The sequence below is a fragment of the Kineococcus aurantiacus genome (genome assembly GCF_013409345.1).
Lineage (GTDB): Bacteria > Actinomycetota > Actinomycetes > Actinomycetales > Kineococcaceae > Kineococcus > Kineococcus aurantiacus.
The window spans coordinates 216162-228039 of record NZ_JACCBB010000001.1 but is presented as its reverse complement, the minus strand read 5'-3'; the positions used below and the strand labels follow the sequence as shown (position 1 = coordinate 228039).

Sequence of the window (11878 nt, the reverse complement as noted above, 5' to 3'; positions counted from 1 at the left end):
CTGTCGACCTGGGCGCTCAACCGCGGCTGAGCGCCCCGCCCAGCGCGGCGTCGGCCAGGTCGGCGTCCTCGACGTCCTCGCGCGTGATGCCCAGCAGCGGCAGCACGGCGTCGAGGTAGGGGACGTTGACGGCGGCGTCGGCCTGCTCGCGCACCACGGGCTTGGCGTTGAAGGCGATGCCCAGCCCCGCCGCGCCGATCATGTCCAGGTCGTTGGCGCCGTCGCCGATGGCCACGGTGCGGTGCAGCGGCAGCCCCTCGGCGGCGGCGAACTCCCGCAGCGCCGTCGCCTTGGCGGCCCGGTCCACCACCGGCCCCAGGACGCGGCCGGTGAAGCGCCCGTGCACGACCTGCAGCCGGTTGGCCCGCACGTGCGCGATGCCCAGCTCGGCCGCCAGCGGGCCCACGACCTCCAGGAAGCCCCCCGACACCAGGGCCAGGGTGAACCCGAGCCGGTGCAGCGTGCGGCACAGCGTCCGGGCGCCGGGGGTCAGCTCCACGGCCTCGCGCACGGCCTGCACCACGCCGACGTCCAGGCCCTCCAGGCAGGCGACGCGCTCGCGCAGCGAGGCGGCGAAGTCGATCTCCCCGCGCATGGCGCGCTCGGTGACGGCGGCGACCTCGGCCTCGCGGCCGGCGTGGGCGGCCAGCAGCTCGATGACCTCCTGCCGGATGAGGGTGGAGTCGACGTCCATGACGACCAGCCGGCGGCCCATCCGGGCCAGGCCGGCGGGGGAGACCGCGGCGTCCAGGCCGTGGCGGCCGGCCTCGACGGCCAGGGTGCGGCGCAACCGCAGGACGTCGTCGGCGCTGCCGCGGGTGGACACGTCCAGCTCGACGCTGGTGACCGGCTCGGCCGACATCCGCCGGATGCGGTCCACGTTGGCCCCGGCCTCGGCCAGCACGGCGGTGACGCGGGCCACCGCCGCCGGCAGCAGGGGCGCGCCCAGCAGCGTCACGTGCAGCCGGCGGGGCCGGTCGGTGGCCGGCGGCTGTGGCGTGCTGCACGCGATCCGCAACCCCTGCAGCTCCAGGCCCGCCACGGTCGCGCGCACGGCGTCCCCGGCCGTGGTCAGGACCGACAGCGTCAGGACGCCCCCGGCGACGACCTGCTCGACGTCCAGGACGTGCGCACCGGTCCCGTCGAGCGCGCTGAACAGCGCCGAGGTGACCCCGGGGCGGTCCGGCCCGGTGACGGTGACCAGCACCCGTTCCTCGGACCGCTCGGTGGGCGGGGCGTCGGGGAGGTCGCGGGCGTCGTTCAGCACGCCCGCGACCCTACCGGGACGGCCGCGGGACCCCGGCGCGGATCAGGCGTTCTTGCCGTCGCGCCAGGCCACCAGTTCCTCCAGGACGCCCAGGTCGTAGTCGGGCCCGTTGACGCCGATGGTGAACAACCGGGCCCCGGCCGCGTGCAGCGCCTCGGCCTGCTCGGTGTTCTCCACCCCCACCGACAGCTCGATCTCGCCCGGGTCGCGGCCGATCTCGGCGCACCGCTCGGCCAGGACGCCGACCTTGCGGGTGAAGGTCTCCACGTCGGAGAAGGAGTGCCAGATGTCGGCGTGCCGGGCCACGATCCGCAGCGTCTTCTGCTCCCCGCCACCACCGATGAGGACGGGGACCTTCCGCGTCGGCGCGGGGTTGAGCTTGCCCAGCCGGGCCTCGATGCGCGGCAGGTCCTCGCGCAACTTGTCCAGCCGGCCCCCCGCGGTGCCGAACTCGTAGCCGTACTCGTCGTAGTCCTTCTCGAACCACCCCGACCCGATCCCCAGGACCAGCCGGCCGGTGCCGGTGTCGTGGGCCGAGACGTGGTCGACGGTGCGGGCCATGTCGGCCAGCAGCTCGGGGTTGCGGTAGCTGTTGCAGGACACCAGGGCGCCGATCTCGATGCGGCGGGTGGCCTCGGCCCACGCCGCGAGCATCGTCCAGCACTCGAAGTGCAGGCCGTCGGGGTCGCCGTACAGCGGGTAGAAGTGGTCCCAGTTGAAGGCGATGTCCGCGCCGATCTCCTCGGCGCGCGCCGCGGCGGCGCGGATCGCGGGGTACTGCGCGTGCTGGGGCTGCAGTTGGACGCCGATGCGCACCGGACGGTCCTGGGTGGTGGTGCTCACGAGATGGTCTGTCCCTTCCCGACGACGGTGATGCCCGAGGGGGTGACGTGGAAACCCCGGGCGCGGTCCTCCTCGGCGTCCACCCCGATGCGGGCGTCGTCGGGGACGGTGACGAACTTGTCGACGATGGCGCGCTGGACCACGGCGTGCCGGCCGACCTTCACGCCGTCCATGAGGACGGACTCGGACACGTGGGCCCAGGAGTCCAGGCGCACGTTGGGGGAGACGATGGACTTCTCCACCAGCGCACCGGAGACGACGGTGCCCTGGCTGATGATGGAGTTCACGGCGTGCCCGTAGGTGCCCTGCCAGCCGTGGACGAACTTCGCCGGCGGGTAGTAGTCCTGCGCGGCGATGATGGGCCACTCGTAGTTGTAGAGGTTGAACACCGGGAGGACCGAGATGAGGTCCATCTGCGCCTCGAAGTAGGCGTCCAGTGTCCCCACGTCGCGCCAGTACGCCCGGTCGCGGTCGGTGGCCCCGGGGACCTCGTTGTCCTTGAAGTCGTACACCGAGGCCAGGCCCCGCTCGACGAAGCCGGGGACGATGTCCCCGCCCATGTCGTGCTTGGAGTCCTCCTGCTCGGCGTCGCGGGTGACGGCGTCGACGAGGGCGTCGGCGTCGAAGACGTAGTTGCCCATCGAGGCCAGCACCTCGTGCGGGGAGTCGGCCAGCCCGCGGGGGTCCTTGGGCTTCTCCAGGAACTCCGCGATCCGGTTCGAGCCCGGTTCGGTCTGGATGACGCCGAACTGGTCGGCCAGGGTGATGGGCTGGCGGATCGCCGCGACCGTGCACGGGGACCCCGACGCGACGTGCGCGTCGACCATCTGGGAGAAGTCCATCCGGTAGACGTGGTCGGCACCGACCACGACGACGATGTCGGGGCGCTCGTCGCTGATGAGGTTCAGGGACTGGTAGATGGCGTCGGCCGAGCCGGCGTACCAGCGCTGGCCGACGCGCTGCTGGGCCGGCACGGAGGCGATGTAGGAGCCGAACAGGTTCGACATCCGCCAGTTCTGCGAGAGGTGCCGGTCCAGGGAGTGCGACTTGTACTGCGTCAGGACGACGATCTTGCGGTAGGCGGCGTTCACCAGGTTCGACAGCGCGAAGTCGATGAGCCGGTAGGTGCCCCCGAAGGGCACCGCGGGTTTGGCCCGGTCGGCGGTGAGTGGCATGAGCCGTTTGCCCTCCCCACCGGCGAGGACGATCGCGAGGACGTTCGGAGTGGCCACGAGGGGCACACTAGGCCCCGGCACCCCCGGGTGCCCATCAGGTGGGGCCCTGCGGGTCCCGCGAGTCCCGCCAGACGTCCAGTCCTTCAAGTGTCCTGCGAGTCCCCGGGTTGCCGGGAGGGGAGTGCCATGCGCGTCGACCTGCTCACCAAGGAGTACCCGCCGGAGATCTACGGCGGAGCCGGGGTCCACGTCGCCGAGCTCGTCAAGGCCCTGCGGGCCCTGGACGACGGTCCCGAGGTCGCCGTCCGCGCCTTCGGCGCCCCGCGCGACGAACCCGGCGCGACCGGCTACCCCGACCTGCCCGAGCTGGCCCGCGCCAACGCGGCCCTGCGCACGCTGGGGGTGGACCTGACCATCGCCGCCGACACCGCCGGTGCCGACCTGGTCCACTCCCACACCTGGTACGCCAACCTCGCCGGGCACCTGGCCGCCCTGCTGCACGGCGTCCCGCACGTCGTCACCGCCCACAGCCTCGAACCGCTGCGGCCGTGGAAGGCCGAGCAGCTCGGCGGCGGCTACCGCCTGTCGTCCTGGGCCGAGCGGACGGCGTTCGAGTCCGCCGCGGCCGTCGTCGCCGTCAGCGCCGGGATGCGCGCCGACATCCTGCGCTGCTACCCGGGGCTGGACCCCGAGCGCGTCCACGTCGTCCACAACGGCATCGACGCCGACGAGTGGACGCCCGTGCCGGGCCGGGACCTGGTGCGCGCCAACGGGGTCGACCCGGACCGCCCCTCGGTCGTCTTCGTCGGGCGCATCACCCGGCAGAAGGGGCTGCCGCACCTGCTGCGCGCCGCGGCGCAGCTGCCGCCGGAGGTCCAGCTCGTCCTGTGCGCCGGGGCCCCCGACACCCCCGAGATCGCCGCCGAGGTCGCCGGGCTCGTCGAGGAGCTGCAGCGCACCCGCAACGGCGTCGTCTGGCTGCAGCGGCACCTCTCGCGCGCCGAGCTGCTCGAGCACCTGTCCCAGGCCACGGTGTTCGTCTGCCCCTCGGTCTACGAACCCCTGGGCATCGTCAACCTCGAGGCCATGGCCTGCGGCGCGGCCGTCGTCGGCACGGCCACCGGCGGCATCCCCGAGGTCGTCGACGACGGCGTCACCGGCTGGCTGGTGCCCATCGAGCAGGTCACCGACGGCACCGGGGCCCCCGTCGACCCCGACCGCTTCGTCGCCGACCTGGCCGCCACCCTCACCGAGGCCGTCTCCGACCCCGACCGGGCCCGCGCGTTCGGCGCCGCCGGCCGCACCCGCGCCGTCGAGCGCTTCTCCTGGGACGCCATCGCCGCCCGCACCGTGGAGGTCTACCGCTCGGTCCGGTGAACCCGGTGCCCCGGCCGGGGCGGGGTCAGCGCCCCGGTCAGCGCCCCGGTCGCGGCGTCGCGGCCGGGGCGCCGTCCGCCCCCTCCGTCGCGGCGGCCGGCGCGGCCCCCACGAGCACCGAGCACACCGCCGCGAGCGCGCACAGCCCCCCGGCGACCCAGAACGCCGTCCGGTAGTCGCCGGTGTGGTCGCGCACGGCCCCGGCCGCGAACGCCATGACCGCCGCGCCCACCTGGTGCGAGGCGAACACCCACCCGAACACCACGGGCCCGGCCAGGCCGAAGTGCCGGCGGGCCAGCACCACGGTCGGGGGGACGGTCGCGATCCAGTCCAGGCCGTAGAACACCACGAACACCCACGTGCCCGGCTCGACGCCGGGGGACAGCAGCCCCGGCAGCGCCAGCAGCGACAGCCCGCGCAGCGCGTAGTACGCCAGCAGCAGCAGGCGCGGGTCCACGCGGTCGGTCAGCCAGCCCGAGGCGACCGTGCCGACCACGTCGAACACCCCGACCAGCGCCAGCAGCGAGGCGGCCGTCGTCGCGGGCATCCCGTGGTCGTGGGCGGCGGCCACGAAGTGGGTGCCCACCAGCCCGTTCGTCGAGGCGCCGCAGACGGCGAACCCGGCGGCCAGGAACCAGAACGCGCGGTGGCGCACCGCCAGCCGCAACCCCGCCAGCGCCCCGGCGGCCCGGCCCGGCTCCGCCACCGGCCCGCTCGCGCCGTAGGGCGCGACCCCGCGGTCGGCGGGGTGCTCGTGCAGGGCCGCCAGCACCAGCGGCACCACGGCCAGGGCCACGGCGGCGATGACCAGGCACGGGGTGCGCCAGCCGTGGTCGTGGGCCAGGTTCGCCACCAGCGGCAGGAAGACCAGCTGACCGGCCGAGGCCGCCGCGGCCAGCACCCCGGTCACCAGCCCGCGGCGCGCGGCGAACCACCGGCCCACCACGGTCGCCGCCAGCGACATCGCCATCGACCCCGTGCCGGTCCCCACCAGGACGCCCCACGTCGCGACCAGCTGCCAGCGCTCCTGCACGAAGGCCGACCCGGCCGACCCGGCGGCCACCAGCAGCAGCGCCACCGCCACCACCCGCTGCACCCCGAACCGCTGCATGAGCGCCGCGGCGAAGGGGGCGATGAGGCCGTACAGCACGAGGTTCACGCTCACCGCGGCCGACACCTGCGCCCGGGACCACCCGAACTCGGCCGTCACCGGCTCCAGCAGGGTCGCCGGCACCGAGCGGAAGGCCCCGGCGGCCAGCAGGGTCGCGAAGGTGACGGCCGCGACCGTCCACGCCGGGTGCGGGCGGGTGCGCGGACGGGGCGGGCGCGCCCGGGGGAGGCGGGTGGGGGCGGTGCTCACGCGCTCATCGTGGCGGACGCGCCCACCACCCCGGCAGTGGCAGGACCGTCATGGTCCGTCCACTTCCTGCCAGTCCCGTGCCGGGCCGTCAGGGCACCGGCTCGGTGTGGGCGTTGACGGCCGCCACCAGCGCGCGCCGGGCCACCGCCCCCACCTCCCGCAGCGCCGCGGCCCGCGACCCCGCCTCCAGGCTCGTGATGGCGGCCCCGTCGTCCTCGGTCGCCAGGTCCACGATGGCCAGCACCCGCGCCGCGGTCTGCAGCACCCGCAGCGCCCGCGCCGACGTGCCCGGCGGCACCGCGTCGCGGACCAGGCCGCCGTCGCGCACGGCCGCGATGCGGTCCGCGGCCTCCTCCCGCCAGCGCGCCACGTCCAGCGCCGCCAGCGCCCGCGTCGCCGTCTGCAGCGCCACCCGCAGCTCCCGCTCGGACTCGGCGACGCTGGAGGCCTCCGGCGCGCGCCGGGGCGCGGCCGGGTGCGCCGCCCACGTCACGAACGCGCCCGGCTCCCACACCGACCCGAACTCGCTGACCTCCGGCACCAGCGCCCAGCGCGGGCCGTGCCCGTCGACCTCGGCCACGACGCACTCCCCGGCCTCCAGGGCCGCCACGTTCACCGCCGGCGGCCCCGGCAGCCCCCGGGGGTCCCCCGGCACCGGCAGCGTCAGCAGCAGCCGCCCCGCACCGCACGCCGACAGCCCCGCCAGCAGCGTCGTCAGGTCCTGCGGCGCGGCCGCGACCCCCGGCAGCCCCTCGCCCTCCCAGCGCACCGCGTGCGGCTCGTCGTCGCGCACGACGGCCTCCACGGCGCTCGCCAGCGGGACGGTCGCGGACAGGACGCCGGTTCCCCAGGCGGCCAGCCGGGCGGAGCGGGGCAGGTCCAGCACAGGCGCGAGGATACGACTCGTTAGGGTCGCGGCCATGAGCGACGTGCCTGACCCCGTGCTGGACCTGTCCGCGGTGACCGTGCGCCGGGGCGTCAGCGTGCTCCTGGACTCCGTGTCCCTCACCGTCGGCGCCGGGGAGCGCTGGGTCGTGCTGGGCCCCAACGGGGCGGGGAAGTCGACGCTGCTGTCGGTCGCCGCCGGCCGGCTGTTCCCCACCTCCGGCACCGTCGGCATCCTCGGCGAGCGGCTCGGGCGCGTCGACGTCTTCGAGCTGCGCCCCCGCATCGGCCTGGCCAGCACCGCGCTGGCCGGGGCGGTGCCGCGCCAGGAGAAGGTCCGCGACGTCGTCGTGACCGCCGCCTACGGCGTCACCGGCCGCTGGCGCGAGGAGTACGACCCCGACGACGAGGCCCGCGCCGCGCACCTGCTGGCGCTGCTGGGGGTGGCGCACCTGGCCGAGCGCACCTTCGGCACCCTCTCGGACGGGGAGCGCAAGCGCACCCAGATCGCCCGCGCCCTCATGACCGACCCCGAGCTGCTGCTGCTGGACGAGCCGGCCGGTGGGCTCGACCTCGGCGGCCGGGAGGACCTGCTGCGGCGGCTGACGGCGCTGGCCGCCGACCCCGACGCCCCCACCCCCGTCATGGTCACCCACCACGTCGAGGAGATCCCCGTGGGCACCACCCACGCCCTGCTGCTGCGCGGCGGGCGGGTCGTGGCCGCCGGTCCCGTCGAGCCGACCCTGACGTCGGCGCAGCTGTCGGACACCTTCGGCCTGGCCCTGGAGGTCAGCGCCCGCGCCGGCCGGTACACCGCCCGCGCCCTGTGAGGCGGTGAGGCGCCGCCCGGGGCGCGACCCTCAGGGGCGCAGCATCTCCCGGGCCCAGGCCCCGTCGGTGCGCGAGTAGCGCAACCGCAGGTGGTGCCCGTCGGCGTCGGCGCCGGCGGCCTGGAAGAACTCCATCCGCCCCGCGTCGACGCCCCACAGCCGCCACACCGGCACCGTGGAGGCACCCGGGTCCTCCAGGAGCACCAGGTCCGAGGGGTCGCCCAGCGCGTCGGACAGCCACTCCTCGTCGTGCAGCGGGCGGCTCTGCCGGTCCACCAGCGCCTCCGCGCGCGCCTGCGCCGACAACCGCTCGAACGCCGCCGCCGTGCGCGCCTCGTCCGCCGTGCGGACCGTGCCGCGGACCCGGACCTGCCGGCCCAGCTGGGGCCAGTGGAAGACCAGCGCCGCCACCGGCACCCGGCCCAGCTGCTTGCCCTTGGGGCTGGTGTCGCTGGCCGCCACCCAGAAGGCGTGCTCGTCGACGTCCTCCAGCACCGTGACCCGCGCGTCCGGGCGCCCGGCCGCGTCGACCGTCGCCAGCGTCATGACGTGCGCGGCCGGCACCCCGGCCGCCACCGCCTCCCGCAGCCACTGCTCGAACAGGACCACCGGGTCCGACGGCGCGCCGTCGGGGTCGAACCCCGGGCCCTGCGGCCGCGGCCAGGTCAGGCCCGCCAGGAAACCGGACAACTCGCTGCGCACGACGCCGACGGTAGCCCGTCCCCGGACCCCCCCACGGACCCGGTCACGGCCCCACGTCCCACAACGCCCGGTAGTACGCCGTCCGGACGGGGTCGGGGGCGGTGCCGTACGCCCGCAGGAAGGTGCCCTCCCAGTCCCGCCCGTCGTCGTCGCCGTAGTTCCAGCCCAGGCTCATCGTCGCCACCGCCAGGTCCGCCCACCGGTCCGCCACCCCCACCGCGGACAGGTCCACGAACCCCACCGGCTCGCCCGAGCCGTCGGCCAGCAGCGTGTTCGGGGAGCACGCGTCGCCGTGGCAGACCACGAGCCGGTCCACCGCGGGCGGGTCGAGCAGACCGCCGGTGTCCCCGACCGCGCGCCGCAACCGGTGCGGCACCGACCAGTCGAACGGGCACCCGGCGACCGGCACCGCGTCGTGCCACCACCGCAGCGCCCGCCCCAGGGCCGGCACCGCCACCTCCGGGCGCGCGACCCACTGCGGGGCCACCGCGCTGGCCCCGGGCAGCGCGCGGGTCACCAGCCACGACCCCGACGCGTCACCGCCCTGCTCCAGCACCCGCGGCACCGGCACGAACGCCGCGGCCCACGCCGCGCGCTCGGCCTCGGCCGCCAGGTCCAGCCCCACCCCGGCCGGGGCCCACTTGCAGAACACCGCGCCCCGCGGACCGTGCAGCCGGAACGTGGTGCCGCCCGCGGCGTTGACCCACGCCGCGGGCAGTTCCGCCGCGTCCGGCGGCGCGCCCCAGCGGGCCAGGACGGGCCGCAGCGGGACGGGCACCGGCACCGGGTGGGCGGGGACCTGGGAGACGGGGACCCTCACCCCGGACAACCTAGGCGCCCGGGTCGAACCGTTCGGCGGGCCGTCTCGTGGTGAGGTCGGAGCACGCACGAGGGAGGGACCGATGACCGACGCCGACGAGGACCTCGTCCGCGCCCTGCACGACGAGCACGCCGCGGCCCTGTGGGCGTTCGTCGTCTCCCTCACCGGCGACCGCGTCAGCGCCCAGGACGTCGTCCAGGAGACCCTGCTGCGGGCCTGGCGCCACCCCGAGGCCCTCGACCCGGCCCGCGGTTCGACGCGCGCCTGGTTGTTCACCGTCGCCCGCCGCCTCGTCATCGACGACTGGCGCTCGGCCCGCAACCGCCGCGAGAGCGTGCAGGCCGACGTCCCCGACCGCAGCGTCGTCGACGAGTCCGAGCGGGTCCTGCAGCAGTGGGTCGTGGCCCAGGCCCTGACCCGGCTGTCCCCCGAGCACCGCGCGGTCCTGCGCGAGTGCTACTTCGCCGGCCGCTCGGTCGCCGAGGCCGCCCGCGTCCTGTCCGTCCCCGAGGGCACCGTGAAGTCGCGCACGCACTACGCCCTGATGAACCTCAGACTGGCCCTGCAGGAGATGGGGGTGAGCCGCTGATGACCGACCCGACGCGCGAGCCGCTGAGCGACCCGGCGACCGACCCGTACGAGATCAGCGCCGGGGCGTACGTCCTGGGGGCGCTGTCCCCGTCCGAGCGCACCGACTTCGAGCACCACCTGCGGACCTGCCCCGACTGCCGCCGGAGCGTGGCCGAGCTCGCCGGGCTGCCCGGCCTGCTCGCCCGCACGCCCCCCGAGGTCGTCGACGCCCTGACCTCCGGCGACCCCGCCGCCGCCCTGCGCGAGGGCACCGGCGGCGTCCCCGACACCGTCCTGCCCGGGCTCCTGCGCGCCGTGCGCCGCCGCCGCACCACCCGCCGCGCCGTCCTGACCGGCGGCCTGGTCGCCGCCGCGGCCCTCGTCGCCGCCGTCGCGACCCGCGGCCTCCCGGACGACCGGCCGTCCGGGCCCGTCGTCGCCGCGCCCGCCGGCACCCCGAGCCCGGCGGGCGGGGTCCCGCAGGCCATGGACCCCGTCGTCGCCACCCCCATCACCGCCACCGTCGCCCTCACCGAGGTCGGCTGGGGCACCAAGGTCGACCTCGTGTGCGCCTACGCCCACGCCCGGACCGAGCAGCCCTACCGGTACGCCCTCGTCGTCACCGGCCGCGACGGGACCCGCGAGCAGATCGGGACCTGGACGGCCGTGCCCGGCCGGGACGCCTCCCTGACCGGCGCGACGTCCTGGACCCGCGCGCAGATCGCCAGCGTGGAGGTCCAGACCACCTCCGGCCTGACCGTCCTGCAGCTCGACGAGACCTGAGGGGACCGGAAGGACGGGGGACCGGGGGGCTCAGCCGCCGAAGCCCTGCGCCTGCAGCTCGTCGGCCACCCGCTGCACCATCGCGACGTACCAGTCGGCGTGGTTGTACCGGAACAGCGCCGCCGCCTCGGCCTCCCGGCCCCCGCCGGCGCCGTTGGCGCACAGGTACTTCGCCGCGCTGAACACCGCGTCCGCGGGGTCGCCCACCTCCGCGTCCCCGTCGCCGTCGCCGTCGACCGCGTACGCCGCGAACGTCGAGGGCATGAACTGCATCGGGCCCTGCGCCCCGGCCGAGCTGGGCCCGGTGTTCGCCCCGTGACCGCTCTCGACCTGCCCGACCGCCGCCAGCAGCGCCGGGCGCGCGCCCGCGCACGTCGCCGCCGCCCGCACGTACAGGTCCGCGTACGGGGCCGGGACCGCCCGCCCGTGCACGCCCGAGGCCCGCTGGGCCACCGACTCGCTCACGGCCGCGGCCACCGCCGCCGCCTGCGCGCGGGCCGCCTCCAGGGCCGCCGCGGCGTCCTCGGCGGCCTGCAACCGCGCCGCCTCGCCCTCCAGGGCGCCGACCTGCGCCTGCGCCGCGGCGACGGCGTCCTGCATGCGCGAGACCTCGGCGGCCAGGTCCCGCAGCGACGTCACCGCCTGCACGGCGCCCTCGCCGGTGCCGCGGGCCGCCGCCCGCGCGGTCGCCGCCGCCGCGTCCGCGCCGCGCACGCCCTCCTCGTCGGCCCGGCGCACCACCTCCAGCGCCCGCGTCGCGACCACCGGGTCCGCGCCGCCGACCGCCGAGGCCCACCAGGTCAGGTCCTGGCGCGCCGCCGACGCCCCGCCGTCCATGTACACCGCCCGCACCCGCTGCGTGGCCGCCGCGCGCGCCGACCGCGCCGCCCGCACCGACCCGTCGGCGGCCACCTGCGCGCGCACGCTCGCGCTCACAGCCGTCCCGACGGCCTCCTCGGACCGCACCAGCTCGGCCCGCGCGGCCTGCACCTGCGCCACCGCCCGCTGCGCGGCCACCTGCGCGGCCTGCGCCCGCAGCCGCGCCTGCGCCGCCGTGCCCTGCGTGGACCCCTGCGTGGACCCCGCCGTGGACTCCGCCGTGGACCCCTGCGTCGTCGGGGTGGGTCCCGGGGCGGCGTTCGCGGACCCCGCCGCGGGCCCCAGGGTCAGGAGCGCCGCCAGCCCGAGCCCCAGCAGGGCCGCGGGCGGACCGGCCGGTGCGGGACGGGGTCGGCGCGGGCGCGCGGGAGGGATCACCCAGGGGTC

Annotated in this window: 12 protein-coding genes; 4 read left to right on the top strand and 8 right to left on the bottom strand. The window is 76.6% G+C overall.

Translation table 11 applies throughout. The features are described from left to right. Nucleotides 1-16: 16 nt before the first annotated feature. The 3 genes from serB to glgC are packed head-to-tail and all read right to left on the bottom strand — an operon-like array spanning nucleotide 17 to nucleotide 3342. Nucleotides 17-1267, bottom strand: a complete 1251-nt coding sequence (gene serB, locus BJ968_RS01140) for a phosphoserine phosphatase SerB (RefSeq protein WP_343077743.1) — start codon at nucleotides 1265-1267, stop codon at nucleotides 17-19. A gap of 42 nt (nucleotides 1268-1309) precedes the next feature. After that, a complete protein-coding gene (locus BJ968_RS01135) occupies nucleotides 1310-2110 on the bottom strand; it encodes an LLM class F420-dependent oxidoreductase (RefSeq protein WP_179748473.1) in 801 nt (266 codons plus the stop codon). Beyond that, complete coding sequence (gene glgC, locus BJ968_RS01130) at nucleotides 2107-3342, bottom strand: glucose-1-phosphate adenylyltransferase (RefSeq protein ID WP_179748471.1); 1236 nt, start codon at nucleotides 3340-3342, stop codon at nucleotides 2107-2109. The genes BJ968_RS01135 and glgC overlap by 4 nt, the downstream gene beginning before the upstream one ends. Before the next feature lie 129 nt (nucleotides 3343-3471). Between glgC and glgA the strand changes: the two genes are divergently transcribed. Then, the gene (gene glgA / locus BJ968_RS01125; protein WP_179748469.1) at nucleotides 3472-4662 is read left to right on the top strand and encodes a glycogen synthase; all 1191 of its coding nucleotides are present in this window, start codon (nucleotides 3472-3474) and stop codon (nucleotides 4660-4662) included. Between the two features lie 37 nt (nucleotides 4663-4699). Here glgA and BJ968_RS01120 read toward each other — a convergent pair whose 3' ends face one another. Both BJ968_RS01120 and BJ968_RS01115 read right to left on the bottom strand, forming a co-directional pair. Next, the gene (locus BJ968_RS01120; protein ID WP_179748467.1) at nucleotides 4700-6022 is read right to left on the bottom strand and encodes an MFS transporter; all 1323 of its coding nucleotides are present in this window, start codon (nucleotides 6020-6022) and stop codon (nucleotides 4700-4702) included. An 88-nt stretch (nucleotides 6023-6110) separates the two neighbouring features. Then, on the bottom strand, nucleotides 6111-6908 hold the full coding sequence (locus BJ968_RS01115) for a hypothetical protein (RefSeq protein ID WP_179748465.1): 798 nt from the start codon (nucleotides 6906-6908) through the stop codon (nucleotides 6111-6113). Nucleotides 6909-6942: 34 nt separating this feature from the next. Between BJ968_RS01115 and BJ968_RS01110 the strand changes: the two genes are divergently transcribed. After that, a complete protein-coding gene (locus BJ968_RS01110) occupies nucleotides 6943-7737 on the top strand; it encodes an ABC transporter ATP-binding protein (RefSeq protein ID WP_179748463.1) in 795 nt (264 codons plus the stop codon). A 30-nt stretch (nucleotides 7738-7767) separates the two neighbouring features. Here BJ968_RS01110 and BJ968_RS01105 read toward each other — a convergent pair whose 3' ends face one another. Both BJ968_RS01105 and BJ968_RS01100 read right to left on the bottom strand, forming a co-directional pair. Next, entirely contained in the window at nucleotides 7768-8439 is a 672-nt protein-coding gene (locus BJ968_RS01105; protein ID WP_179748461.1) for a pyridoxamine 5'-phosphate oxidase family protein, read from the bottom strand. A 43-nt stretch (nucleotides 8440-8482) separates the two neighbouring features. Beyond that, on the bottom strand, nucleotides 8483-9259 hold the full coding sequence (locus BJ968_RS01100; RefSeq protein ID WP_343077742.1) for a phosphotransferase: 777 nt from the start codon (nucleotides 9257-9259) through the stop codon (nucleotides 8483-8485). Nucleotides 9260-9341: 82 nt separating this feature from the next. Here BJ968_RS01100 and BJ968_RS01095 point away from each other — a divergent pair, with 82 nt between their 5' ends. Then, nucleotides 9342-9848 (top strand): sigma-70 family RNA polymerase sigma factor, encoded by a 507-nt coding sequence (locus BJ968_RS01095; protein WP_179748459.1) that lies wholly within the window; start codon nucleotides 9342-9344, stop codon nucleotides 9846-9848. Beyond that, a complete protein-coding gene (locus BJ968_RS01090; protein ID WP_179748457.1) occupies nucleotides 9848-10612 on the top strand; it encodes a zf-HC2 domain-containing protein in 765 nt (254 codons plus the stop codon). Before BJ968_RS01095 ends, BJ968_RS01090 begins: the two co-directional genes overlap by 1 nt. Nucleotides 10613-10642: 30 nt before the next feature. On the opposite strand, the gene BJ968_RS26230 is transcribed toward BJ968_RS01090, so the two are convergent. Then, entirely contained in the window at nucleotides 10643-11869 is a 1227-nt protein-coding gene (locus BJ968_RS26230; RefSeq protein WP_218884680.1) for a lytic murein transglycosylase, read from the bottom strand. Nucleotides 11870-11878 lie beyond the last annotated feature (9 nt).

Excerpts from the sequence above, each read along its gene's own strand:
- glgA (WP_179748469.1), top strand. The coding sequence starts at position 3,472 with ATGCGCGTCGACCTGCTCACCAAGGAGTACCCGCCGGAGATCTACGGC.
- BJ968_RS01110 (WP_179748463.1), top strand. The coding sequence starts at position 6,943 with ATGAGCGACGTGCCTGACCCCGTGCTGGACCTGTCCGCGGTGACCGTG.
- BJ968_RS01095 (WP_179748459.1), top strand. The coding sequence starts at position 9,342 with ATGACCGACGCCGACGAGGACCTCGTCCGCGCCCTGCACGACGAGCAC.
- BJ968_RS01090 (WP_179748457.1), top strand. The coding sequence starts at position 9,848 with ATGACCGACCCGACGCGCGAGCCGCTGAGCGACCCGGCGACCGACCCG.